This window comes from Tardiphaga sp. 862_B3_N4_1 (assembly GCF_051811085.1).
Lineage (GTDB): Bacteria > Pseudomonadota > Alphaproteobacteria > Rhizobiales > Xanthobacteraceae > Tardiphaga > Tardiphaga robiniae.
In genome coordinates, this window is the sequence record NZ_JBPWQB010000002.1 from 1,277,418 (window position 1) to 1,300,983 (window position 23,566).

The 23,566-nt window shown below is 61.7% G+C and carries 23 protein-coding genes; 9 read left to right on the forward strand and 14 right to left on the reverse strand.

Annotated elements, in window-relative coordinates; translation table 11 throughout:
- Positions 1–82 precede the first annotated feature (82 nt).
- Entirely contained in the window at positions 83–685 is a 603-nt protein-coding gene (locus AB8B02_RS23265; RefSeq protein ID WP_089263709.1) for a L,D-transpeptidase, read from the forward strand.
- A gap of 82 nt (positions 686–767) precedes the next feature.
- The gene (locus tag AB8B02_RS23270) at positions 768–1,808 is read left to right on the forward strand and encodes an amino acid ABC transporter substrate-binding protein (RefSeq protein ID WP_086936948.1); all 1,041 of its coding nucleotides are present in this window, start codon (positions 768–770) and stop codon (positions 1,806–1,808) included.
- 155 nt (positions 1,809–1,963) lie between these two features.
- Here AB8B02_RS23270 and AB8B02_RS23275 read toward each other — a convergent pair whose 3' ends face one another.
- Both AB8B02_RS23275 and AB8B02_RS23280 read right to left on the reverse strand, forming a co-directional pair.
- Positions 1,964–3,100 carry an acyl-CoA dehydrogenase family protein gene (locus AB8B02_RS23275; protein ID WP_439065294.1) on the reverse strand — a complete coding sequence of 379 codons (1,137 nt, stop codon included), beginning with the start codon at positions 3,098–3,100 and terminating at the stop codon, positions 1,964–1,966.
- Positions 3,101–3,264: 164 nt separating this feature from the next.
- Entirely contained in the window at positions 3,265–4,449 is a 1,185-nt protein-coding gene (locus AB8B02_RS23280; protein WP_439065295.1) for an acyl-CoA dehydrogenase family protein, read from the reverse strand.
- Positions 4,450–4,621: 172 nt separating this feature from the next.
- Between AB8B02_RS23280 and AB8B02_RS23285 the strand changes: the two genes are divergently transcribed.
- Together AB8B02_RS23285 and AB8B02_RS23290 are read left to right on the forward strand one after the other, a co-directional pair.
- Positions 4,622–5,167 carry a carboxymuconolactone decarboxylase family protein gene (locus tag AB8B02_RS23285; protein ID WP_068729735.1) on the forward strand — a complete coding sequence of 182 codons (546 nt, stop codon included), beginning with the start codon at positions 4,622–4,624 and terminating at the stop codon, positions 5,165–5,167.
- Positions 5,168–5,306: 139 nt separating this feature from the next.
- Complete coding sequence (locus AB8B02_RS23290; RefSeq protein ID WP_439065296.1) at positions 5,307–5,804, forward strand: VOC family protein; 498 nt, start codon at positions 5,307–5,309, stop codon at positions 5,802–5,804.
- Between the two features lie 95 nt (positions 5,805–5,899).
- On the opposite strand, the gene AB8B02_RS23295 is transcribed toward AB8B02_RS23290, so the two are convergent.
- Complete coding sequence (locus tag AB8B02_RS23295) at positions 5,900–7,165, reverse strand: MFS transporter (RefSeq protein WP_439065297.1); 1,266 nt, start codon at positions 7,163–7,165, stop codon at positions 5,900–5,902.
- A gap of 214 nt (positions 7,166–7,379) precedes the next feature.
- On the opposite strand from AB8B02_RS23295, the gene AB8B02_RS23300 reads away from it, so the two are divergent.
- Complete coding sequence (locus AB8B02_RS23300; RefSeq protein WP_089263491.1) at positions 7,380–7,934, forward strand: ActR/PrrA/RegA family redox response regulator transcription factor; 555 nt, start codon at positions 7,380–7,382, stop codon at positions 7,932–7,934.
- A 14-nt stretch (positions 7,935–7,948) separates the two neighbouring features.
- Here AB8B02_RS23300 and AB8B02_RS23305 read toward each other — a convergent pair whose 3' ends face one another.
- Positions 7,949–8,443 (reverse strand): MmcB family DNA repair protein, encoded by a 495-nt coding sequence (locus AB8B02_RS23305; RefSeq protein ID WP_439065298.1) that lies wholly within the window; start codon positions 8,441–8,443, stop codon positions 7,949–7,951.
- Between the two features lie 148 nt (positions 8,444–8,591).
- Here AB8B02_RS23305 and AB8B02_RS23310 point away from each other — a divergent pair, with 148 nt between their 5' ends.
- The 3 genes from AB8B02_RS23310 (at position 8,592) to AB8B02_RS23320 (ending at position 10,869) form a co-directional block, all read left to right on the forward strand.
- Positions 8,592–9,716 carry a vWA domain-containing protein gene (locus AB8B02_RS23310; protein WP_439065299.1) on the forward strand — a complete coding sequence of 375 codons (1,125 nt, stop codon included), beginning with the start codon at positions 8,592–8,594 and terminating at the stop codon, positions 9,714–9,716.
- 150 nt (positions 9,717–9,866) lie between these two features.
- Positions 9,867–10,535, forward strand: a complete 669-nt coding sequence (locus tag AB8B02_RS23315) for an MBL fold metallo-hydrolase (RefSeq protein WP_439065300.1) — start codon at positions 9,867–9,869, stop codon at positions 10,533–10,535.
- 7 nt (positions 10,536–10,542) lie between these two features.
- The gene (locus AB8B02_RS23320; RefSeq protein WP_089263487.1) at positions 10,543–10,869 is read left to right on the forward strand and encodes a hypothetical protein; all 327 of its coding nucleotides are present in this window, start codon (positions 10,543–10,545) and stop codon (positions 10,867–10,869) included.
- A gap of 5 nt (positions 10,870–10,874) precedes the next feature.
- On the opposite strand, the gene AB8B02_RS23325 is transcribed toward AB8B02_RS23320, so the two are convergent.
- The 9 genes from AB8B02_RS23325 to AB8B02_RS23365 all read right to left on the reverse strand — a co-directional run bounded on the left by AB8B02_RS23325 (position 10,875) and on the right by AB8B02_RS23365 (position 21,059).
- Complete coding sequence (locus tag AB8B02_RS23325) at positions 10,875–11,126, reverse strand: hypothetical protein (RefSeq protein WP_093757625.1); 252 nt, start codon at positions 11,124–11,126, stop codon at positions 10,875–10,877.
- Between the two features lie 65 nt (positions 11,127–11,191).
- Positions 11,192–12,163, reverse strand: coding sequence for an acyl-CoA desaturase (locus AB8B02_RS23330; protein ID WP_244528061.1), 972 nt, complete (start codon positions 12,161–12,163; stop codon positions 11,192–11,194).
- Between the two features lie 166 nt (positions 12,164–12,329).
- Complete coding sequence (locus AB8B02_RS23335; RefSeq protein ID WP_068730422.1) at positions 12,330–12,749, reverse strand: DUF1236 domain-containing protein; 420 nt, start codon at positions 12,747–12,749, stop codon at positions 12,330–12,332.
- Between the two features lie 195 nt (positions 12,750–12,944).
- Positions 12,945–15,434: a PAS domain-containing protein gene (locus AB8B02_RS23340; RefSeq protein WP_439065301.1), complete on the reverse strand. Its 2,490-nt coding sequence runs from the start codon at positions 15,432–15,434 to the stop codon at positions 12,945–12,947.
- Positions 15,435–15,534: 100 nt separating this feature from the next.
- Positions 15,535–16,722: an extracellular catalytic domain type 1 short-chain-length polyhydroxyalkanoate depolymerase gene (locus AB8B02_RS23345; protein ID WP_439065302.1), complete on the reverse strand. Its 1,188-nt coding sequence runs from the start codon at positions 16,720–16,722 to the stop codon at positions 15,535–15,537.
- A 211-nt stretch (positions 16,723–16,933) separates the two neighbouring features.
- Entirely contained in the window at positions 16,934–17,182 is a 249-nt protein-coding gene (locus AB8B02_RS23350; RefSeq protein ID WP_093757628.1) for a hypothetical protein, read from the reverse strand.
- Between the two features lie 105 nt (positions 17,183–17,287).
- The gene (gene chrA, locus AB8B02_RS23355; RefSeq protein ID WP_120287510.1) at positions 17,288–18,685 is read right to left on the reverse strand and encodes a chromate efflux transporter; all 1,398 of its coding nucleotides are present in this window, start codon (positions 18,683–18,685) and stop codon (positions 17,288–17,290) included.
- A 1-nt stretch (position 18,686) separates the two neighbouring features.
- Entirely contained in the window at positions 18,687–19,505 is an 819-nt protein-coding gene (locus AB8B02_RS23360; protein WP_439065303.1) for a chromate resistance protein ChrB domain-containing protein, read from the reverse strand.
- Between the two features lie 144 nt (positions 19,506–19,649).
- Positions 19,650–21,059 carry an MFS transporter gene (locus AB8B02_RS23365; protein ID WP_439065304.1) on the reverse strand — a complete coding sequence of 470 codons (1,410 nt, stop codon included), beginning with the start codon at positions 21,057–21,059 and terminating at the stop codon, positions 19,650–19,652.
- Between the two features lie 276 nt (positions 21,060–21,335).
- Between AB8B02_RS23365 and sthA the strand changes: the two genes are divergently transcribed.
- Entirely contained in the window at positions 21,336–22,730 is a 1,395-nt protein-coding gene (sthA, locus tag AB8B02_RS23370) for a Si-specific NAD(P)(+) transhydrogenase (protein WP_439065928.1), read from the forward strand.
- Positions 22,731–22,806: 76 nt separating this feature from the next.
- On the opposite strand, the gene AB8B02_RS23375 is transcribed toward sthA, so the two are convergent.
- Positions 22,807–23,556: a cupin domain-containing protein gene (locus AB8B02_RS23375; RefSeq protein WP_439065305.1), complete on the reverse strand. Its 750-nt coding sequence runs from the start codon at positions 23,554–23,556 to the stop codon at positions 22,807–22,809.
- Between the last annotated feature and the right edge of the window lie 10 nt (positions 23,557–23,566).

A 23,566-nucleotide genomic window follows, 5' to 3' on the forward strand; every position in this document is an offset into this window, starting at 1 on the left:
ACCGTCGCCCGCTGATTTCATGGTTCCCGTGATTTGGCTGGGATGATACAGAATATCGGACGCGAAACCGGAGATGCCTGCGATGATCAACATCCGCCGCCTGCTTGGCTTTCAGCTCGTCGCCGCAGCCAGCCTGATGTTGTCGATCACGCAAGGCCTCGCCCAGCAACCGCGCCCGGATGTCGGCGACGAGCCCGGGCTGATTGCCGACGACTCCGTTCAGCTTGAACCGGAATTCCAGAAGCAGATGGTGCTGTACCGCACCACCGAGGCACCGGGCACCATCATCATCGCGACCTCAGAGCGCCATCTCTATGTGGTGCAGGGCAATGGTCGCGCGCTGCGTTACGGCATCGGCGTCGGCCGCGACGGCTTCCAGTGGCAGGGCCTCTTGAAAATCTCGCGCAAGGCGGAATGGCCGGACTGGACGCCGCCGCCGGAAATGATCGCGCGTCAGCCCTATCTGCCGCGCTTTATGGCCGGCGGCCCCGGCAATCCGCTCGGCGCCCGCGCGCTCTATCTCGGCGCCACCGTCTATCGCATCCACGGCACCAACCGGCCCGACACCATCGGCACCGCCGTATCGTCCGGCTGCTTCCGGCTGGTCAATGCCGATGTCGCCGACCTCTATGAGAGGATCCCGGTGGGCACCAAGGTCATCGTACGGCAGAAGCCTGAAATCTGATCTGCGCCTCGCCGCACAGCTCTTCGATCCAGTTTTTCTCTGACATATTTTTCTCTGAATACGGGGCGGACGTCGCATGGGGATGAAGCGGACTTTCACGACCGGGCTGGCCATCGGCCTGGTGGTTGCCACTGCAGTGGCTGCGGCTGCGATCACCTATGAGCGCTACGACACCAAGACGCTGAAGCGCACCGTCAAACGCGACGCAGTACTCTGCGGCGTCAATACCGGCCTGCCCGGCTTCTCGTCGCCGGATGCGCAGGGCACCTGGACCGGCTTCGATGTCGACTTCTGCCGCGCCGTTGCCGCTGCGATCTTCAACGATCCAAAGAAGGTGACCTTCGTTCCGCTCGACGCGTCGGATCGCTTCAAGGAGCTGCAGAGCCGCAAGGTCGATATCCTGTCGCGCAATTCCACCTGGAGCATGTCGCGCGAAACCAATTACGATCTCTATTTCCCCGCCGTATCCTATTATGACGGCCAGGGCTTCATGGTGCCGAAGTCCCGCAAGATCGATTCCGCACTGGAGCTCGATGGCAGCAAGGTCTGCGTCCAGGACGGCACCACGACGGTGCTGAACCTCGCGGACTACTTCCGCAGCAACAACATCAAATATACCGAAGTGAAGTTTCCAAAGCTGGACGAAGTCCTGAAGGCCTATAATTCCGGCCAGTGCGACACCTTCACGGCGGATGCCTCGCAGCTCTATGCGCTGCGCCTGACCATGAGCAAGCCCGACGATCACCTGATCCTGCCCGACGTCATCTCCAAGGAGCCGCTGGCCCCCGTGGTGCGCCAGCGTGACGACGACTGGATGATGATCGTGAAGTGGACGCTCTACGCCATGATCAATGCCGAGGAGCTTGGCATCACCTCGAAGAACATCGACGAAGCCCTCAAGTCCAAGAAGCCCGACGTGATGCGTCTGGTCGGCACCGAAGGCGCCTATGGCGAAGACCTCAGCCTCTCGAAGGACTGGGCCGCCCGCATCATCCGCCATGTCGGCAATTACGGCGAAGTCTATGACCGCAATATCGGCGAAGGCTCGAAGCTGAAGATTCCGCGCGGGTTGAACCAGATCTGGAGCGCCGGCGGGATTCAATACGCCCCGCCGATCAGGTAGGGCTAACGACCCTCCGTCATAGCTAAACGCCGTCATGGCCGGGCTTGTCCCGGCCATCCACGTCTTCCCTAGCAAGACCCCAAGACGTGGATACCCGGGACAAGCCCGGGCATGACGAGTTTCAGCTAGTCCGTCCCAGCTCTCGTCGCCCGCACTCAATAATTCTTCAGCCGCGCCAATTGATCCGCATGGTAATTGCTGTCCCCCAGCAATTCCTGGCAGACCCGCGCGCGCTTCATGAAGAAGCCGATGTCGAACTGATCGGTCATGCCCATGCCGCCATGCATCTGCACGCCTTCCTGCACGGCCAGCGTCGCCGTGGTGCCGGCCTTGGCCTTGGCGACGGCAATAGCGGCCGGCGCCGTCGGCGCGCCGTCGTCGATCAGCTGCAGCGCCTTCAGCACCGCCGCACGGGTCACCTCGATCTCGGTATAGAGATGCGCGGCGCGATGCTGCAGCGCCTGAAATTCACCGATCAGTTTGCCGAATTGCTTGCGCTCCTTGAGATAGGTCACGGTGCGGCCGAACACTTCGTCTGACAGGCCAACCATCTCCGCCGCGACGGCGCCGCGGCCGATATTCAGCACGCTGTCCAGCAATGCGCCGCCCTGATCGACATCGCCGAGCACGCTGTCGGCGGTAACCTCGACATTGTCGAACGTGATCCGCGCTGCATTGTGCGAATCCACCATCGCGGTGCGCTCGAGCGCGATACCCTTGGCCTTCGGATCGACCAGAAACAGCGTGAGGCCCTCGCGCTCACCCGGCGCACCTGCACTGCGCGCCGCGACGATCAGGAGATCGGCGGTGTGGCCATCGACGACAAAGGCCTTCGCGCCGTTCAGCTTGAAGCCATTGCCGGAGCGCGCGGCCTTCATCGCCGTCTGCAGCGGGCGATGCTTCGCGCCTTCGTCGATGGCCAGCGCCGCCAGCAGCGCACCATTGGCGATCTTTGTCAGATATTCCGACTTCTGGGCGTCGCTGCCCCGATTCAGCGCCGAGACGCCCAGCACAGCCGTGGCGAAGAATGGCGACGGCATCAGTGTGCGGCCAATCTCTTCCATCACGACGCCGGCTTCGACGGCGCCGAGCCCGCTGCCGCCGAACGCTTCCGGTACCAGCAGTCCGGCAAATCCCATCTCGGAGAACGCGCGCCAGTAGTCGCGCGAAAACCCGGTCGCATCCTTGGCATCGCGGAGCTGCCGGAAATGACTGACCGGCGCCTTGTCGCCGATAAAGCCGCGGGCGCTATCGCGCAGCATGGTCTGTTCTTCGTTGAGGAGGAGAGGCATGGGTTGTGATCCAATGATGAGGCGGTCTGGCGACCAAATTGATCCTAGCTCAGTCCTCATGGTGAGGAGGCGCGAAGCGCCATCTCGAACCATGAGATGGAGTGCACCACCATCCTTCGAGACGCGGCCTTCGGCCACTCCTCAGGATGAGGGCAGAGTGAAATTCACGCCCCCGGCAAATCCAGAATGCGTTTGGCGACAATCCCCAGCATGACCTCGCTCGTGCCGCCTTCGATCGAATTCGCCTTGGTGCGCAGCCACGCACGCGGACGTGCGCCTTCATGCGAGCGCTGGCTTTCCCATTCCAGTGCATCGATGCCGCCTGCCGACATCAGGATTTCATGGCGGCGCTTGTTGAGTTCGGTGCCGTAATATTTCATCGCCGACGAAAACGCTGGATGCGCCTGACCGGCTTTCGCCAGATCGACCGCGCGCTCGGCCGCACAGGCCAATGCGGCCTCGTCGACTTCGAAACTTGCGATTTGCCCGCGCAGCATCGCATCGTCGAGGCGGCCCTGTTCGTCCGCCCCGATGGAGTCGGCAGCGACCTGGCCAAGCGGCCGGCCAGCACCGCGCTCGCCCATGCCGGAGATCATCGCGCGCTCGTGCTGCAACAGGTATTTTGCCACGTCCCAGCCGCGATCGACGGTGCCGAGCACATGCGACTTCGGCACGCGGACGCTATCGAAGAAAGTTTCGCAGAAGGGCGACTTGCCAGAGATCAAAAGGATCGGCTTGGTCGAGACACCCTTCGACGCCATGTCGAACAGGATGAAGCTGATGCCGTCATGCTTCTTGCCGGACGCGTCGGTGCGCACCAGGCAGAAGATCCAGTCGGCATAGTTCGCGTAAGACGTCCAGATCTTCTGACCGGTGATGAGATAGTCATCGCCGTCGCTCTCGGCGCGCGTCTGTAGCGAGGCGAGATCGGACCCGGCATTGGGTTCGGAGTACCCCTGACACCAGCGGATCAGACCCGCCGCGATCTTCGGCAGATGCTCCTGCTTCTGGGCGTCGGTGCCATATTTCAACAGCGCCGGCCCGAGCATTGAAATGCCGAACGACACCAGCGGCAGACGGGCCGAGATCGCTGCCATTTCCTGGCGCAGGATCTTCGTCCGTTCACCGTCGAGGCCGCCGCCGCCATATTCCTTTGGCCAATGCGGCACGGTCCAGCCCTTGTCGCGCATCCGTTCGAACCAGATCCGCTGCGGCTCGGATGAATATTTCGCGTTACGTCCGCCCCAGAATGTATCCTCGTCCGAACTCATCGGCTTGCGCATCTCCGGCGGGCAATTGGCATCAAGCCAGGCGCGCGTCTCGCTGCGAAATTGATCGAGATCCGACATCAGCGTTTCCATCCATTTTGTGCGCGGGATGCCAAGCATCCGCAATGTTGTTGGGCGAAGCTTACTCGCCACTTCGTGGAATTCAATGGCCTGCTGCAAAGCGGAAGTAGTCAGGCTTGCCATTCCGGTGTATCGCCAGAGAACAACGAGCAAAAACACACGAGGAAACAACATGCGTCTCAAGTGGCTTTCGCCTGGCGAAATGTCTCCCGACCAGAAATCCATCTATGACGAGTCGATCGCCAGCAAGCGCGGACGCCCGCCGGAGCCGATGATGGCCTGGCTCGCCAGCCCGAACATGGCCCGGCACGCGACCCGCCTCGGCGCGTTTCTGCGCTACGACACCACGCTGACACCCGCGCATGCCGAGCTGGCGATCCTCGTCACCGCGCGGCACTGGACCGCGCATTTCGAATGGTATGCGCACAAGAAGATGGCGCTCGACGGCGGCCTCGATCCCGCCATCATCGAAGATATCAAGAACCGTCGCACGCCGAGTTTCAGCGAGAAGAAGGCGCGGGTGATCTATGACGTCGCCAAGTCGCTGCATGAGGCGCAGGGCCTGTCCAAGCCGCTCTATGACGAAGCCACCGAGACGCTGGGCGCCCAGGGCCTCGTCGAGATCATCGGCCTGTGCGGCTACTACACCATGGTCTCGATGACGCTGAACACCTACGAGTTCGGCCTGCCGGACGGGCTGGTCTCGGAACTTGCGTAGGCGATGCCCCTATGGGTAAAGCGCCGCGAGACCCATCAATCCAATTCCCGGAAACGATGGGTTTCGCGAAGACGCTCTACCGATCCTTCGATCCCGTGACTAGATCGTCTTGAGCATCACGCAACTCAGGAGCTCCCACATGCCCGACCCAACCCCGCCAATCCCCGCAGGCACGCGGATCGGGCATGTTCATCTGAAGGTTGCCGATCTGGATCGCGCGCTCGGTTTTTACCGCGATGTGCTCGGCTTCCAGGTCAAGCAGCGCTATGGCGATCAGGCTGTCTTCATCGCCGCCGGCGATTACCATCACCACATCGGCCTGAACACCTGGGAGAGCAAAGGCGGCCAGCCGCCGGCGCCCGGCACCACAGGTCTTTTCCATACCGCGATCCTGTATCCCACCCGCGCCGCATTGGCCGACGCGCTGCACCGCGTGCTCTCGGCCGGCATACAGCTTGACGGCGCCAGCGACCACGGCGTCAGCGAGGCGCTGTATCTGCGCGACCCCGACCAGAACGGCGTCGAGCTGTACTGGGATCGGCCGGAGGCGGAGTGGCCACGGAATGGCGATGGCGGGATTGCGATGTTTACGAAGCGGCTGGATGTTGAGGAGCTGCTGAAGCAGCGGGACGTTTGAGCTCTGTCCTCATCCTGAGGAGCCGCGCCCCTTCGCACGGCGTCTCGAAGGATGTGCCAAGCAGCTCATGGTTCGAGACGGCGCTACGCGCCTCCTCACCATGAGGTTAGAGCTTTGCTCTTCCGCCCCCGCACCATGATCAACAGTGCCGCGGCCACCTGCAACGCCATGCAGACATAAAACGGCACGGCGTAACTGCCCGAAAGATCGCGCAGCCAGCCGACGATGCCCGGACCGAAAGCGTAAGTGACCTGCGTCGCCGCCGTGATCAGGCTGACCAGCACCCCGAACGACCGCGCAGCAAATTCGCGCTGCACGATCAGCGCCGGCAGCGTGATCAGATTGCCAACAGAAAAGCCAAACAACGCGCAGGCGAAGAACACCAGCGCTTCGTTGCGCGAATTGATAATTATCGCAAGCGCCGTTGCCTGGCTGAGAAACGATAGCGCCGATGCCAGTCGCTGATTGAGCCGATCGATCACTGTCGCGAACAAGACGCGGCCAACCACCGCCATCAGCGTCAGCAGCGATACCGCGGCCGCCGCGCGCTCGCGGCCGATCACCGGATCGAGAAACGAGATCAGGTGAACGATGAAACCAACCTGCGCAAATAATCCGAACGCAAAAGCAATGGTGAGCGTCAGGAACGCCACGTCGCGCATCGCCTCCGCGCGAATGCGTGTCGACGATGGCGCGCTGGCCGTAGCGGCAACACCGTCCGGTGTGGCGGATGCTGCGCGATGCGGCGGATGGCCGACGAAGATAATGATCACCGGGACGAGCAGCACAAGCATCGCGATCGCTGCTGCGATAGTCGCGCCGCCAAAGCCGAAGGCATTGCTCGCCGCGACCAGTAAAGGCACGCCGACGATGCCGCCGAAACTCGCGCCATTCAGCGCAAGGCTGATGGCCATACCGCGCTTCTTGTCGAACCACAGACCGAGCGTGTTGGTGATGGCGCCCAGACTTGTGCCGGCCCACCCGAATGCGAGCAGCACATTCACCGCATAGAGCTGCCAGGGCGACGTGATCTGTCCGAGCAGGATGGTGGCAAACGCCATCACGCCGACGCCGGCCAGCAAACAGTTACGCGGCCCGAGCGCGCGCATCGCTTCGCTTACGAATGCGACCAGCAATGCGCCGACGAGATAGAAGAAGGTCGTGGCCGTTGCGATGGTCGAGGCCGGCCAGCCATGCACGCGCTGAAGTTCCGCGAGATAGACGCTCTGGCCATAGAAACCGAGCGCCCAGCCGAATGTCGCGAGCAGGAAACAAACACCGACGATACGCCAGCCGTCGTAACGAGCGGATGTCTCGTCATTTAACTCGGGCTTCTTCGGCCCAGTCGGAGTCGCGTCCATTCCGGATCTGCTTTCATTACGTTTCGTCCATCATGCTGCTCTGCGACAACACGCCGCGCTGATGTACCACCGTGATTAGAATTAACCACCCGTTTTACGGGCCAAACCGCTTTTGGATTAACTTCACAATCAAGCCATTCAAATCTTCACACCCTTGGCAGCTGCATTCGGCAGCGCCATATGGTATCGTATTGGATATGGAGGATTTTGAACCGTGAATGCGCTCGCCGAAGTGACTGAACAGACCGACCGTTCGCTCCTGATCGTGGAGGACGACAAGCCGTTTCTGGAGCGTCTTTCGCGTGCGATGGAAACGCGCGGCTTCACGGTCACGTCCTGCGACTCCGTTTCCGAAGGTCTCGCCCAGATCAGCAAATCAGCGCCCGCTTTTGCCGTAGTCGATCTTCGTCTCGGTGACGGCAACGGCCTCGATGTCGTGTCGGCGCTGAAGCAGCAGCGTCCCGATGCGCGCGCCATCGTGCTCACCGGCTATGGCAACATCGCCACCGCCGTGACCGCAGTGAAGATGGGCGCTGTCGACTATCTGTCGAAGCCGGCCGACGCCGACGATGTCGTTGCAGCGCTGCTCGCGATCGACAATGACAAGTCCGAACTGCCGAACAACCCGATGTCGGCCGACCGCGTGCGCTGGGAACACATCCAGCGCATCTATGAAATGTGCAATCGCAACGTCTCGGAGACCGCACGTCGTCTGAACATGCATCGCCGTACGCTGCAGCGCATTCTCGCCAAGCGCGCGCCGCGCTGAGCCTTCTTTAAAAGCTAGATTTCGTTCGGCCAGGCTGCATGACCTTGAGGGTCGTGCAGCCTGTTCAGTCTGTGCGCCGCGGTCATCGCGAAGCGCAGCATCATGCCCTTGCGCGTCGGCGCCGGCAGCCGGTGCTCCGGTGCATCGCAATGAACATGCGCGCCATAGGCATCCGCCACGATCAGGCCTGTGTCGGCAGGAAAAATCTCGCACGGCAGATCCTGCGTAAAGGCGAAGAACAGCCGGTCGCAATGGGTGCGGTAGTCTGGCCATTTCTGATCCGCCCGCAGATCCTCCAATGACGACTTGATCTCGACGATCCAGATATCGCCGCGCTCGTTCAGCGCGACCAGATCCGCACGCCGTCCGGACGGCAGCGGCAATTCGCTGACGCATGAGAATCCCAGCGACCGCAGCAACCTTGTGGTTCCGCGCGCAATCGCCAGCGCCGTCTCCGACTGGCGGCGATCGAAAATCAGCGCGGGCGTGTGAACGGCATTCGATTCCATGGCGACAAACTTAGCCGATTTCGGCGGGGCCGCGCATCACGTCTCCCGCCAGTCTGCCGCACGCATGTCGCAAGCCGGACGCAAGTTTTCCGCAAGCGGCAGCGGGCGTGTTCTTTCATCGCAGCAGCCCGGATTACGGAGACATTCCATGAGCTTAGCCCATCTCAGTCGCGTCGTCCTGCTCGCCGCTGCCGCAACTTTGCCGCAAGCGATTTTCGCCGGTTCCGCGCAGGCAAAGCCGACCGTCGAAGTCGCCTTCGTGCTCGACACAACCGGTTCCATGAGCGGGCTGATCGAAGGCGCCAAACGTAAGATCTGGTCGATCGCAACCACGATCCTCGACAGCAATCCCGACGCCGACATCCGCATGGGTCTCGTCGCCTATCGCGACATCGGCGACGACTACGTGACCAAGACCTTCGACCTCACCACCGACATCCAGGATCTCTATGGCAACCTGCTGCAGGTCCGGGCGCAAGGTGGCGGCGACTGGCCGGAAAGCGTCAACGAGGCGCTCGATGTCGCCGTCAACAAGCTGCAATGGACCAAGGGCAACGATGTCAGGCGTATCGTCTTCCTGGTCGGCGACGCACCGCCGCATATGGATTATCAGCAGGACACGAAATACACGACCACGCTCGAAGTCGCGAAGCAGAAGAATATCATCGTCAACGCTGTTCTGGCAGGCGCCGCCCGCGATACGGAGAAGGTCTGGCGCGACGTTGCCCAGCGCGGCGACGGCCGTTTCATCGCAATCCCGCAGGATGGCGGCCAGATCGTCATCATCGAGACGCCCTATGACGAAGAGATCATCATCCTGCAGAACGACGTCAACAAGACGGTGATCCCCTACGGCCCGCGCGCGCTGCAGAAGCACACCGAGAACAAGACCCGGCAGCTCTCGGAAGTCGCAGCGGCGGCGCCCGCCTCGGCAACGGATATGGCAAGCTACATCAACAAGCGCGCGAAAGTGTCGTCGGAAGCCGTCACCGGCGGCGGCGACCTCGTCAGCGACGTGTCCGCCGGCAAGCAGAAACTCGACAGCGTGAAGGAAGATGAATTGCCTGAGGCCATTCGCAAATTGTCGCCGCAGCAGCGCGCCGATGAACTCGGCAAGCAGATGAAGGATCGCAAGGCGCTGAACGACAAGCTGACAGCGCTGGTGACCAAGCGCGATGCCTACCTCATGGCCCAGCGCGACAAGGCGCCGGCCAAGGCGTCGTCCTTCGATCGCGAGGTGGAGGCGACGTTGAAGGTGCAGTTGAAGAAGTAGAACGCGGTCGTCCTTTCCCTCCCCTCTCCCCCAGCGCAGCGAGGCTGCGCGCCGCGGGAGAGGGTGCCTGAGCGAAGCGAAGGCGGGAGAGGGGAAGAAGAAAGCCCAAATTTCCCTTTTCTCGCCCGCAAAAATCAGCATTGTGGCGCGATGACAGATGAAACCGAACATAAAGCCCAGGCCGGGGGCACCATCATTCCGGTGACCCTGTTTCAGCAGAACTGCATGTTGCTGTGGGATGAGGCCACGCGGCAGGCCGTGGTGATCGATCCCGGCGGCGACGTGCCGCTGATCCTGGACGCCATTGCCAAGGCCAATGTGAAGGTCGAACAGATCTGGCTGACCCACGGCCATATCGACCATGTCGGCGGCGCCGACGAGCTGCGCGAAACGCTGAAGGTCGAAATCATCGGCCCGCATGTCGCCGATACGTTCCTGCTCGAACATGTCGAGGACAGCGGCGCGAAGTACGGCATGACGGGCACCCGCAACTTCATGCCTGACCGCTGGCTCAATGAAGGCGACACCGTCAGCGTCGGCGGCCTGACTTTCGACATCTTGCACTGCCCCGGTCATTCGCCTGGGAGCGTCGTGTATTACAGCAAGGCGATGAAATTCGCCCATGTCGGCGACGTGCTATTCGCAGGCTCCATCGGGCGGACCGATTTCCCCGGCGGCAGCCATGAGACATTGATCCATTCGATTACGACCAAGCTGATCCCGCTCGGCGACGATGTCGGGTTCATCTGCGGTCATGGCCCCGGCTCCAGCATCGGCCAGGAGCGCATGACAAACCCGTTCCTCACCGGCGAGGCGTAATCCCGCCATGAGTGACGACAGGGCCTCCGGGGAGCAAGGAGCGCTTTCCAAGCACATCCTGCCGAGCTCCGGAACGATGATCGGCGTCTGCGCGACGCTGATCGGACTGGTCAAGATCATGGAGCCGCAGATCGGCCCCAGCCGGGTCGATGAATATTCGGCCATCGCCTCGCTGTTCTTTCTCGCCAGCGCGGTCGCGTCCTACACATCGATGCGGAAGTCGCAAAACCGCCAACTCAGCGAGCGCTGCGAGTCGATTGCCGATCAGTGCTTTCTGGGAGGCCTCGTCGCGATCACGGTAATCATTCTGTTTTTCGCCTACGAAGTCATCTAGCCAGATTAGTCGGCTCGAGCGGGATCGGCCCAGTCTTCGATCTGCGATGCCGCAATGGTGCGCTTGGGTTGATATGGATTGAGTGTGCCGGCTGTAGCGGTCCAGCCTTTGGCCAGGATTTCCCGGGCGAACAGTTTTGCATCGATTTCGGATTTGAAGGTCCTGGTCGTACGCACACCGTTTGTCGCACGAGTGTCGGACTTCACGGATTTGTCGGGGCCAAACGCCACGTACCAGATATCGGGCTTCGTCATCATGGTGTAGTAACGCGAATTGTGACGAAAAGTTGCATCTGGTGTGGCATGCCCGAGCTTGGCAGGCCTTACCTCTTGGTCGTATGCCGCGGCTCGACAATATCCGATACCAGGCCGAGCTTCTCCAGCAGGCGGATCGTCAGATAGGTGGTATCGAACTCCCACCAGCGATGGCCATGGCGCGCGGAGCGCTGATCGGCGTGATGGTTGTTATGCCAGCCCTCGCCATGGGCGAGGTAGCCAATGAACAGATTATTGCGACTGTCCTCATCGGTCGCGTAGTTGCGATAGCCCCAGATGTGGGTGACCGAGTTGACCGCCCAGGTCTGATGCCAGACGAAAACGGTTCGCACGAAGACCGCCCAGATGACGATGCTCAGAGCGAACTGCACGGCCTCGGCCCATGAGCCGCCCCACAGCAGTTTGCCGGCCAGGCCCGCAAAGAAGAAGACGTTGATCTGGATGAGCAGGATCTTCAGCTGCCAGAAATTACGTTCCAGCGCGACATAGAACGGATCGCGCAGGACATCCTTGGCATATCGTTCATAGATGCCGAGGCGGGACAGGTCCGGGTTCTTCACCAGCAGCCAGCCCATATGGCCCCAGAAGAAGCTGGCAAGCGGGCTGTGGGGATCCGGCTGCTCGTCGGACTTCTCGTGATGACGGCGATGGATGGCAACCCAGCGCGCCGGCGTATCCTCGGCACAACAGATCGCCACGACAACGAAAGCGTGCTCCAGCCATTTCGGGCACTTGAAACCGCGATGCGTCAGCAACCGGTGATAACCGATATTGATGCCGATGAGGCCGAACAACCGCGCTGCGATGACCGCCACGATCACCGCTGTCCAGTTGAAGAACATCGGCATCAGCGCGAGTAGTGCGAGTGCGTGAAAGGTGGCGATGGTGAGCGTGTTGAGCCAGTCGATGCGATAGGGCTGCACGCCGTCCGGCAAAGCGAGACCTGTCTCGGTACGATCGGCAAGGGGAATGTCCAGTGCGATGGCAGGGGCGATCTGATCGCGATTGCTGGTGGCCATCGTTCTCCGCATCCGGGCGATTGATCGCCGCGTGGTGCTCGTGTGATTCCCCGGCACTTCTCTACGCGAGAACATCGGCGCTGACTACAGATACGCCGCAGGCCATAGATGGAACAAAACGGGCCGCCTGAGGGCGGCCCGTTCGAAAAGTCATTTATTGATCGGCTTAATCGATCACTTCCACAATGCGATGGGTGCGCGGCTCGACGAGAACCGTGCGACCATTGACCACGGTGTAGCGGTATTCACGGGCGGAATTGTATTCTGCCGGAACCTCGTAATAGGTCACGCCGCTCTCAGGCAGCACGGCACCGACACGAACTTCGTTGCTATAGGTGTAGGATGGGCGACGCTGTTCCACGACATAGCTGCGGAACCGCGGACGATCGTCGACACCGAGCACGCCGGCTACGCCGCCGACAACACCACCGATGGTGCCGCCTACGATAGCGCCCACAGGACCAGCTGCGCGCTCGCCATCGCGCGCACCACGCTCAATGCCTCCGGGGACACCCTGAGCCTGAGCAACGGCGGGAAGAGCCATCATGGCGACGATGGCAGCGGTTCCAAGAAGACGGCGGATCATGATGATCTCCAGTTTTGATTGATCGGTATTGCGCCGATACAAGCTCGCGGCCGCACAATGGTTCCGGCGATTGAACTGTTAGAGCCTGCGCACCGAGGCTGAAATATCTGGAGAGATATGGAACCGGAGGGCTACGCCTTTTATTCTGACGCGTTTTCTAGACGCGAACCGGTATCCACTTCGCTTGAAAACGCTTTAGCTCGTGACCATCGCGCGGATGCGTCGCAGGAAATGATCGAGGTCGAACGGCTTGGTGATCATCTCCATCCCAGGCAGCAGAAAGCCTTTCGCCATAACGACGCTTTCGGAATAACCGGTGATGAACAGGATCTTCAAGTCCGGCCGCGCCTCGCGCGCTTGATCGGCAAGCTGACGGCCGTTCATGCCGGGCAGCCCGATATCGGTGACCAGCAGATCGATATTCGGTGTCTCGCGCAGGACCCGCAAGCCCGACGGACCATCAACCGCCTCAAGCACGCGATAGCCTTCGTCCTTCAACATATCGACGATGACAGAGCGCACCACCGGCTCATCCTCGACCACCAGCAGGGTTTCGCCTGCGGCCACATGCTGATCGCCCTTCAGCGGGGCCGCATCCTGTGCGGCAGCGTCTCCCTCATGGCGCGGCAGATACAGTTTCACGGTCGTCCCGATATCGAGCCTGCTGTCGATGCTGACATGTCCGTTGGATTGACGCGCGAAGCCGTAGATCATCGATAGGCCGAGGCCCGTGCCCTGCCCGATCGGCTTTGTCGTGAAGAACGGATCGAAGGCGCGCGCCACGACCTCCGGGCTCATGCCGGTTCCGCTGTCGCTGACGCTGATGCAGATATAGTCGCCGGGCGTCAGAGCCGGCGCATTGGCATTGATGGCATCGACGCGCACATTCTGTGTCGCGATCTTCAGGTGCCCACCATCAGGCATCGCGTCCCGCGCATTGATCGCCAGATTGAGCAACGCGCTCTCCAACTGGTTCGGATCGCACAGCGTGCACCACAAATCGGGCGCCGCCGCGATATCGAGATCCAGCGTCTCGCCGATGGTCCGGCGCAACAGATCCTCCAGCGAGACGATCAGCATATTGGCATCGACGCTTTTCGGAATCAGCGGTTGCCGCCGCGCGAAGGCCAGCAACCGGTGCGTCAGCGCAGCCGCACGATTGGCCGAGGTCATCGCAGCGTCGATATAGCGCGCGATATTGTCGGTGCGACCCTGACCGAGCCGTGTCTGCATCAGGTCGAGCGAGCCGACGATGCCGGTGAGCAGGTTGTTGAAGTCATGCGCGATGCCGCCGGTGAGCTGACCGACAGCCTCCATCTTCTGCGACTGCCGCAGCGCCTCTTCAGTATTTTTAAGGCGTTCGGCAGCAGCCTTCTCGGCAGTGACATCGCGCGCCACGCAATAGATCTGGTTCTGATCCGGCACCGCCGTCCAGGACAGCCAGCGATAGGAGCCATCCTTGTGGCGAAGGCGATTCTCGAAGCGGATCGTCGGTTCGCCGGCGGCAAGCTTGTCGACCTCGGCCATCGTCCTGGCCTGATCCTCGGGATGCTCGAGCCAGCGCGAGGTCTTGTTGAGCAGCTCGGCCTCGCTCCAGCCGAGCGTGCGCGTCCAGGCCGGATTGACGGTGCGCCAGACGCCATCATGGTCGGAGACCATCAGGAGATCCTGCGACACGCTCCAGATCCGGTCGCGCTCACGCGTCTTGTCGCGCACGCGCTGCTCCAGCGTCTCATTGAGGTCTGCAAGTTTTGCCGCGAGCTGACGCGCCTCATCCTCGCTCTTGCGCAGCGCCTGCTCGGCCAGCACCTGATCGGTGACGTCGGTATGCGCACCGACCAGCCGCAGCGGCTTTCCCGCGTCGTCCCGCTCGATATAGGACCGCACTGAAATCCAGCGGGTCTGGCCATCGCTCGGGCGAATGATGCGATACTGCACAGTATAGTCGCGCACGCCGCTTTTCACCGCGTCGCGAAACTTCTGCTCCGTCGCCTCGCGATCCTCGGGATGGATGCGACGCACCCAATCTTCGTGCGACTCGTTGGCCGCTTCCGGCGGCAAACCATGAACGATCAGATATTCGGGCGATCGACGATTGCGGAAGCCGGTACGCAGATCGACTTCGAGACCGCCGATCTGGCCGATCTGCTGCACGCGCGCGAGCTCTGCTTCTCGCTCGCGCAAGACAATGGTCGCTTCATGATCCCGAGTGACATCGCGGCAAACCACCAGCACACCGCCGACGCCGTCATCCAGATCGAGCGGACTGTAGCTGTAGGTCCAATAGCTGTGTTCGAGCTTGCCATTGCGCGTCATGGGGATCAGCTGGTTTTCGTGCCAGGTGGCACCGCCGCCACTCATCACCTGCGCGATCTGCGGGCCGATGATGGGCCAGATCTCGTGCCAGAATTCACGGCCACGCGCGCCCAGCCCTGCGTGATGCTGTTGTGCATCCATGGTCAGGGCATAGGCGTCATTATAGAACTGGATGAGGTCCGGTCCCCACCAGATGAACATCGGGTGGTTGGTATTCAGAACGATCCGGATCGCGGTGCGCAGACTCTGCGGCCAGGTGTCCGGTGCTCCGATCGGATGCGATGCCCAATCGTAAGCACGCATCAACGCCCCCATCTCGCCTCCACCGGCGAGAAAGTCGGGCGAATTCGGTCGATGGGCATCCAACATGCGCGGGCAATCGGTACGCAAGACCAATCTGACGTATCTTGAGAACTTAGCGCCCTGTCAGACCTGGCGCAAATCGGCGCCGATCACGCCCTGTTACTTGTCAGGGTGACTTGATGAGACCGGCAGCCGTGAGGGCACGAGTAATGGCACCGTTGATATCGATAGACCGCCGTCCTACGGGATCGCGGCGCGCGGCGCGTCGATCGCCTGACGTGCGCGGCTTTTGCGTCACCGATGAGACAGTGGCATCCGCCGGAGCCGCCGGTTCCACGGCTGCAGCTTCGACATTGCCCGGTGCAAGCTGTCGGGTAAGGCCAAAGAACTGCGCGATATGATACGAGGATGAGATGCCGACTTCGAGCAGGAAGGCACCGGCGGCACCATAGGGCTCGTCCTGTCCGGCAATCGCCAGCGGCGTGCCATGCGCCATGTCTGTGATCGTGTAGGATTCCACGACGGTTTCACCGTCCTTGTTCCACCACACCTCACGCGGATAGCCGTCGACATCCACGGCGGACATCGGTGCGGGCGGCAGGCCGTGAAGGTCGAGCCATTGCTTGACGATCTCGCCGGCATTGGCCGGATTGACGGTGCGATCGGCACTGCCATGCCAGACCGATACTTTCGGCCACTCACCGGTATGCGGCGATGCCTTGCGCACGAGATTGCCGAGATCGTTCGCGGCACGCGGCGCCGCGCGATACATGCCGCTCAGCGCTTCCTGCATGGTGGTGGCGATACCGTAAGGCAGGCCCGCAATGATGGCGCCGGCCGCAAACACGTCAGGATAGGTTGCGAGCATCACCGACGTCATCGCGCCGCCGGCCGACAGACCAGTAACGAAGATACGCTTGCGGTCCACATCGTGGTCCACGGCCATCTGCTCGATCATCTCTCGGATCGAGAGCGCTTCGCCGCTATCGCGCGCGATGTCATCGGCATTGAACCAGTTGAAGCAGGTGTTGCCGTTATTGGACGACTTCTGTTCGGGCATCAGCAGCGCGAAACCATAGCGCTCGGCCAGAGCAGACCAGCCGGTGCCGTTGTCATAGCCCGCAGCGTTCTGGGTGCATCCGTGCAGCACGACGACCAATGCCGGATTTGCTGCCAGCGTGGCGGGCACGTAACTGAACATACGGAGGTCGCCGGGATTGCTGCCGAAACCCGTTGATTCGCTGATCGGACTCAAACCTGCCGACGCACGGCCGCGCGCCAACCCCTGCAACGTATTGATTCCGGGCGGTTTCGGGAGATTGCGGAGGAAATCGATATTATCGGCAAGAGACACGGCAGCTCCTAGGTCGTCAAGCTTATACAACAGTACCGACGACATATGGTTGCTGCACTGCAAAATAAAACAAATACGGTTTCAATATACCTATCAACGAAACGAGAGGCCCCCGGACGCTTCCGAAATTACCTATATTGCAAAGGAAGCCCCGCAGGGCCGGCCATAACATGGCCAGGTCATACGGGGCGAGTCGGGGAGAGATGACGAGTTACTGTTTCATCTCGTTCTTCATCATCTTGTCTTTCTTCATGCCGTCCTTGTGCATGGAATCCTTCTTCGCGCTATTTTTCGACATTCCCTGGGTGCCCGTGGCCTTGGTCTCGCCTTCCTTCGCCGTCGTGCCGGTGCCCATCTTGGTCGAATCCTGGCCGGAGGGGCCGGTCGCCTGGGCAAAGGCTGCGAACGGAGTAGCGCCGATGGCCGTGGCGCAGATCGCAACAAGAATGGTTTTCCGCATGGTCAGCTCCTGTTGAGTGAACGGCCTTCAACGCGACGTCGTTCGAAACGTTCCTGTTCCGTCAGCCGTCAATTACCGGTTCCGCACACGGTTTCGCGATTGACGTCACACCAGACCGACGATGTGCAAAAGCACACCCGCGCCTGCACAAGCCAACAGGATCTGCAGCAGACCAATCCTCAGATAGAAGACCCCAAGCAGCGCCGCGACCGACAGCGCGACAGCCCATCCGTTGACGCTCTGCAGAACCGGCATGTCGAAGCTGAGTCCGAGCGTGCGAACAGGTTTCACTTCCCGAAACATCGTGTGGATGGCGAACCATATCGCCAGGTTGAGGATGACGCCGACCACTGCGGCGGTAATCGCCGCTAGCGCGGCGCTCAGCGCGCGATTGCCACGAAGAGTTTCGACGAACGGCGCCCCGAGGAAAATCCAGAGAAAGCACGGCGCAAAGGTCACCCAGGTCGCGAGCAATCCACCAAGCGTGCCCGCCAGCAGCGGCGGCAACATCCCCGGTGCGCGGAAGGCGGCCATGAAGCCCACGAATTGCAGCACCATGATCAACGGACCAGGCGTGGTTTCGGCCATGCCAAGACCATCGAGCATCTCGCCCGGCTTCAGCCATGCGTAGTGATCGACGGCCTGCTGCGCGACATAAGCGAGAACCGCATAGGCACCCCCAAAGGTGACCATCGCCATCTTGGAGAAGAAAACGGCAATCTGGCTGAACACGTCATTGCTGCCGAATGCCACGAGCAGCACAGCGACGGGCGTAAGCCACAGCACCAGCCAGACGACCGCAACGGTGAGCGACTGCCGTACACTCGGCCGGGCATGGAGAGGAAGTTGATCTCCGAGCAAACTATCAGCATCACCGCCGCCTGATGAGCCGTGGCCCACACTTACCGTGAAGGCGGGCAGACCGGCCCGACCGCCGAGAAAGCCAATTGCTGCCGCACCGAAAACGATCACCGGGAACGGCACGTCGAGAAAGAAGATCGCGAGGAAGGCGATGGCCGCCAGCGCGCGCATCACATCGTTCTTCAGCGCGCGACTACCGACCCGCACCACCGCCTGCAGCACGATCGCGAGCACTGCGGCCTTCAAACCGAAGAACAGCGCCGCGACGATGCCGACATTGCCGAACACAGCGTAAATCCAGCTCAGCACCATGATGCAGATTGCACCGGGAAGGATGAACAGCCCGCCGGCCATCAGCCCGCCGGCGGTCCGGTGCATCAGCCAGCCGATATAGGTGGCGAGCTGCTGCGCCTCCGGGCCCGGCAATAGCATGCAATAGTTCAGCGCATGCAGAAAACGGCTTTCCGACACCCAGCGCTTCTCGTCGACCAGGATGCGATGCATCACCGCGATCTGCCCGGCCGGACCGCCGAAGGAAAGCAACGCGATCCGGAGCCACACCGAAAATGCCTCCGAGAAGGAAACGCCGTGGGTCTGCGGCTCGGGAATGGCCGGTGGTGTGACCGAAGTTGCTTCCGCCATCTCAAGCTTTCGTCTTTGCTGTCGGCCAGTTGTGGGTTTCGGTGCTGGCATCTCGGCACCAGCGATAGAACGCATCGTACAAATTCAGTCCAGCCTCAAGCTGTTCGAGATCGTCGGCATACATCCGCGACAGGCCGAGTGACGCCGCCAGCAGGCCCGGCGCTTCCGGGGCGAGATCGAGCCGTGCTGTATCCGCTGCGCGGACAATGGTAGCCAGCCGCAGCAACGGCGGCGTGGTGAGGCCGAATTCCTCGATCATCACATCGAAGGTACAGAGCTCGCCGCGATGGCTCCAGAACACGCCTTCGATATCGAAGGGCGCAGCATCGAATTTCTCGCCGACTGCCGACACTTCCGACGGCGCAACGAACATGAACAGCGCCGCCGGATCGATGAAACGCCGGATCAGCCAGGGACAGGCAATGCGGTCGATCTTTGGCCGTTCGCGCGTCACCCACAAAGTGCGGCCCTGCGGGTTTTGTGGCGGCAACTTGCCGGTGGGAACGCGCGGCAGGCTCGCACTCTCCCATGCGAGATACCCGCCTTCCAGAACCTCTGCCGGGATACCAGCATCGCCCAGCAGCGCGGCAACGCCGTGACTGAGCTTGAGACCTTTCTGGCAGATCACCATGGCGGACCGACCGCGCAGCGCCGCGGCCCAGCCATTCACGTCGCCAAATGGCCGCCGGACCGAACCTGGCAGGAGAAACGGCGACAGGGCGAAATCCTCGTCGGTGCGAACATCGACGAGCGCGGGACATTTCGGCGTCCCGATCAGGCGAACGAGTTTTTCAACGGAAATGCTGTTAATCGATGACATGGCGCGTCCTTGCAGGAATGCGGGACGCGATACTTGGGCATGTCGCCTCGTGGGGAGATCGCTTTGTCCCCATGCCCCAATATCAAGCCATCGCGATTGACCTGTCAAGGCGCGTGCTGGACGATCAAACGCCGTGCTGGAATTCTATACGTTGCCCGCGCGGCGCATCCATAGCAGAAAGCCCGCACAGGCGGCGACCGACAACACGCACAATGCGAAGCTTGCGAGCAGCGCGATGACTGCCGATGCCTCGGATTGCACCGCGAAATAGACCGCGCCGATCGCAGCAACGCCGGCTGCATTGGCGATTTGTGTCGTGGTGCCGTACATGCCCGAGCCAGCTCCCGCGCTCGACGTTTGTACGGTTGACAGCACGGCACTGGACAGCGGCGCCATGACCAGACCCTGGCCGTAACCGAACACGGCAAGCGGTACCGCCAGCAGCGATGCAGATGACGCATTCACGGCCAGCACCGTTGCAGCCAGCGCGGCGAGACCGATGACCTGCACCACGCAGCCCTCGATCAGCACCAGGCTGCCACGATGGCGCGACCGCATGCCGCTTTGACGCGACGCGACAACAAAAGCCAGCGCCAGCGGTACGAAAATAAAACCGGCCCGCAGCGGCGGCATGTGCAACGCGTTCTGCATGAACAACGTCATCACGAGGTAGAATGACAGATTGGCGAAGAAGAAAAAGAACACCGCGCACAGCCCGCGCATGAAAGCAGCATCCGCGAGCAACGCCAGATCGATCAGCGGCATGCCACCGCGCAACGCGACACGGCGCTCCAGCCTGACGAAGCCGGCGATCACTGCCGCACCCGTAGCCATCGCCAGCCACACCGACGGCGCCCAATGCAATTCGTGCCCGAACAGCAGCGGGCCGATCAGACCGAGCAACCCGGCGAACAGCACCAGCGCACCCGGTATATCCAGCCGCGTGTCTGGACGGCGGGGAACGGATGGCATCAGCCGCCAAGCAGCCGCGATGATGACAAGTCCCGCCGGTACATTAACGAAGAACACGGCGCGCCAGCCGAGGCCTGCAAGGTCCATCGTCACCAGCAGACCACCGAGCAGAAAGCCCGCAGCGCCGGCAAGGCCAAGCACGATGCCATAGACGGCGAAGGCGCGCGCGCGGGTTTCATCGACAAACAGCACGTGGATGGTGGCCAGCACCTGCGGCACCATCAGCGCCGCAGTGGCGCCCTGTGCCAGCCGCGCCAGAATCAGCTCCGGTCCGGATTGCGCGAGCCCGCACCATAGCGACGTCAGGGTGAAGCCAAGCACGCCGGCGAGAAAGGTGTCCCTGGTGCCGTAGATGTCACCGAGCCGGCCGCCGGTGATCACCAGCGTCGCATATCCGATCAGATAGACCGCAATCACGGCCTCGATCTGCGCCGCGCTGGCATGAAGCTCGACCGCGATGGTCGGGACCGCGACATTGACGATGAAGGCATCGACCCCAAACATGAACTGCGCCGCAACGACGATCGCCAGCACCCACCAGCGGAGCGTGGAGTCGACAGGATTGGCAACGATCTGGTGCATGGAAGCGCCCCGCTCAACGGTTCGGCCTGAAGCAGCCGTCCACTTTGATCCCAGCTTCCAGTCATCGCGTCGATTACCTCGGAGGTAGCTTTATTCAATTGAACTCTCCCGTCGGAATTGGTGGCGCTGACCGCAGGCCCGGCTTCGCAGGTCGATCTCCCCGTCCAAGTCACACCGAATTTGCATTCCTCGTGCAGGAAGATACCGCCTGTGGCCCGATTGCTGCATGGCGAAGCGATTGCATATGCCGGCCCTTCCGGTTTCGAGGCCTCTTCGATGTATGACTACGACACGATCGTGATCGGCTCCGGCCCCTCTGGCCGGCGCGCAGCCGTCCAGTTCGCCAAGCTCGGCAAGTCCGTGCTGGTGGTGGAGAAGGGACGGCGGGTCGGCGGCGTCTCGGTCCATACCGGCACCATTCCATCGAAGACCCTGCGCGAGACCGTGCTCAACCTGTCCGGCTGGCGCGAACGCGGCTTCTACGGCCGCTCCTATCGGGTGAAACAGGACATCGACGCCCATGACCTGATCGTGCGGCTGCAAAAGACGCTCGATCACGAAGTCGAGGTGCTGGAGCATCAGTTCAGCCGCAATGCCGTGAAGACGGCGCTCGGCGAGGCACGTTTCACCGGACCGCACCAGATCGAGATCGCCAACGAGAAGAACGAGATCAAGAATGTCTCCGCCGGCCATATCCTGATTGCCTGCGGCACCCGTCCGTTCCGGCCGGATTATGTCCCGTTCGACAACAAGACAGTGTTCGACAGCGACGAGATCATCGACCTGCCGAAACTGCCGCGCAGCCTCGCGGTGATCGGCGCGGGCGTGATCGGCGTCGAATATGCCACCATCTTCAGCGCCCTCGATGTCGCCGTGACCCTGATCGAGCCGCGGCCGACCTTTCTCGATTTCATCGACAAGGAGCTGATCGACGAATTCATGCATGAGCTGCGCGACCGCAATGTCGCGCTACGACTCGGCTCCAAGGTCAATGCGATCGAGCAGAACGCACATGGCCAGATCGTCACCCGGCTCGCTGACGGCCGCAACGTCACGTCCGAGATGTTGCTGTTCGCCGCCGGCCGCGTCGGCGCGACCGACCGGCTCAATCTCGATGCTGCCGGCATCGCCGTCGATCACCGCGGTCGCATTGCCGTCGATCCCGTAACGCTGCAGACCAGCGTGTCGCATATCTATGCGGCGGGCGATGTCATCGGCTTTCCTTCACTGGCCTCCACATCGATGGAACAGGGCCGCGTTGCCGCCTGCCACGCGCTCGGCATGGAGCCGCTGGCGCCCCCGGAGTTCTTTCCCTACGGCATCTATTCGGTGCCGGAGATTTCCACGACCGGGCTCACCGAAGAGGAAGTCCGCCAGAAGGGCATCCCCTACGAGGTCGGCGTCGCGCGCTTTCGCGAGACTTCGCGCGGCCATATCATGGGCCTGGATAGCGGCATGATGAAGATGATCTTCTCGACCAAGACCCGCCGTCTGCTCGGCGTGCATATTCTGGGCGAAGGCGCCACCGAGCTGATCCATATCGGCCAGGCCGTGCTCAATCTCAAAGGCACGATCGACTATTTCATCCAGAACACGTTCAACTATCCGACGCTGGCCGAGGCCTACAAGATCGCCGGGCTGGATGCGTGGAACAGGATGACGGCGCGGTAGCGCAGAAGCGCCATGGTCACATAGATTTTGGCCACATGGATTCATCGCCTGACGTCCCGCGTGGCATGCCCAGGTCCTAGCCGCGCTTGCCGCCGATCGATATGAACGCCATGAGACATGGCTCCGGCAACGGATTGCGCCAGCGATGGCGTGTTCCGTTCTGCACGACGCAGTCGCCCTGACGTAAATGGACTTTCTGTCCATCGTCCAATTCCAGCGTCATCTCGCCGCGAACCACGACTCCGTAATCGATCGTATCCGACGTGTGCATGCCTGGCGCATCGTGCTCGAAATGATCCCCCATGCCCGGGACCTTGTCCGACAACTCGCGCAGCCCGCTTTCCATTGTGACGCCGGGCGGCGGCTTCCAGCCTTCGGGCCGCTTGGGCGGATAGGAGATCAGCCGAAACATCGTGCCGCCCGGGCCGGGAAACGCTTTCGTTCCCTTGAGCATCGGATCCTGCTCCAGGCCGGTGAGCTGCGGCACGCCCTCGGTCATATAGAGTTCGTAGAATGTCAGGCCGGGATTGGCATCGATCTCCACAACCTTGGACGTGACATCGAAGGACTTGAACACAGACTTGCCGGCGCCATCGCGGCCGGTCACGACCCGCTTGGGCGGTGGCAGCTCGCTCGCATCTTTCGCATCCGAGCTTTGCGGCAGCCCGGCCAAAGCGCCGCCACCGACGATGACCGAAAGCACCTGAAGCAGTTGACGCCGATCGCTGCCTGCAAATCGTTCGGTACCCTGCGCGGCATCCAGAGACCCAGCATTCGAAGGCTTAGGCTTCTGACGTGACAACCACCGCCATGAGAACTTGCTCATCTGCATTCTC

Bases quoted from the DNA above. Each gene is read 5' to 3' on its own strand.
- sthA (WP_439065928.1), top strand. From the start codon at position 21,336: ATGTATGACTACGACACGATCGTGATCGGCTCCGGCCCCTCTGGCCGG.
- AB8B02_RS23340 (WP_439065301.1), bottom strand. From the start codon at position 15,434: ATGTTGGATGCCCATCGACCGAATTCGCCCGACTTTCTCGCCGGTGGA.
- AB8B02_RS23315 (WP_439065300.1), top strand. From the start codon at position 9,867: ATGACAGATGAAACCGAACATAAAGCCCAGGCCGGGGGCACCATCATT.
- AB8B02_RS23325 (WP_093757625.1), bottom strand. From the start codon at position 11,126: ATGATGACGAAGCCCGATATCTGGTACGTGGCGTTTGGCCCCGACAAA.
- AB8B02_RS23350 (WP_093757628.1), bottom strand. From the start codon at position 17,182: ATGCGGAAAACCATTCTTGTTGCGATCTGCGCCACGGCCATCGGCGCT.
- AB8B02_RS23280 (WP_439065295.1), bottom strand. From the start codon at position 4,449: ATGTCGGATCTCGATCAATTTCGCAGCGAGACGCGCGCCTGGCTTGAT.
- chrA (WP_120287510.1), bottom strand. From the start codon at position 18,685: ATGGCGGAAGCAACTTCGGTCACACCACCGGCCATTCCCGAGCCGCAG.
- AB8B02_RS23310 (WP_439065299.1), top strand. From the start codon at position 8,592: ATGAGCTTAGCCCATCTCAGTCGCGTCGTCCTGCTCGCCGCTGCCGCA.
- AB8B02_RS23335 (WP_068730422.1), bottom strand. From the start codon at position 12,749: ATGATCCGCCGTCTTCTTGGAACCGCTGCCATCGTCGCCATGATGGCT.
- AB8B02_RS23285 (WP_068729735.1), top strand. From the start codon at position 4,622: ATGCGTCTCAAGTGGCTTTCGCCTGGCGAAATGTCTCCCGACCAGAAA.
- AB8B02_RS23320 (WP_089263487.1), top strand. From the start codon at position 10,543: ATGAGTGACGACAGGGCCTCCGGGGAGCAAGGAGCGCTTTCCAAGCAC.
- AB8B02_RS23295 (WP_439065297.1), bottom strand. From the start codon at position 7,165: ATGGACGCGACTCCGACTGGGCCGAAGAAGCCCGAGTTAAATGACGAG.
- AB8B02_RS23265 (WP_089263709.1), top strand. From the start codon at position 83: ATGATCAACATCCGCCGCCTGCTTGGCTTTCAGCTCGTCGCCGCAGCC.
- AB8B02_RS23375 (WP_439065305.1), bottom strand. From the start codon at position 23,556: ATGAGCAAGTTCTCATGGCGGTGGTTGTCACGTCAGAAGCCTAAGCCT.
- AB8B02_RS23275 (WP_439065294.1), bottom strand. From the start codon at position 3,100: ATGCCTCTCCTCCTCAACGAAGAACAGACCATGCTGCGCGATAGCGCC.
- AB8B02_RS23290 (WP_439065296.1), top strand. From the start codon at position 5,307: ATGCCCGACCCAACCCCGCCAATCCCCGCAGGCACGCGGATCGGGCAT.
- AB8B02_RS23365 (WP_439065304.1), bottom strand. From the start codon at position 21,059: ATGCACCAGATCGTTGCCAATCCTGTCGACTCCACGCTCCGCTGGTGG.
- AB8B02_RS23270 (WP_086936948.1), top strand. From the start codon at position 768: ATGAAGCGGACTTTCACGACCGGGCTGGCCATCGGCCTGGTGGTTGCC.
- AB8B02_RS23305 (WP_439065298.1), bottom strand. From the start codon at position 8,443: ATGGAATCGAATGCCGTTCACACGCCCGCGCTGATTTTCGATCGCCGC.
- AB8B02_RS23360 (WP_439065303.1), bottom strand. From the start codon at position 19,505: ATGTCATCGATTAACAGCATTTCCGTTGAAAAACTCGTTCGCCTGATC.
- AB8B02_RS23330 (WP_244528061.1), bottom strand. From the start codon at position 12,163: ATGGCCACCAGCAATCGCGATCAGATCGCCCCTGCCATCGCACTGGAC.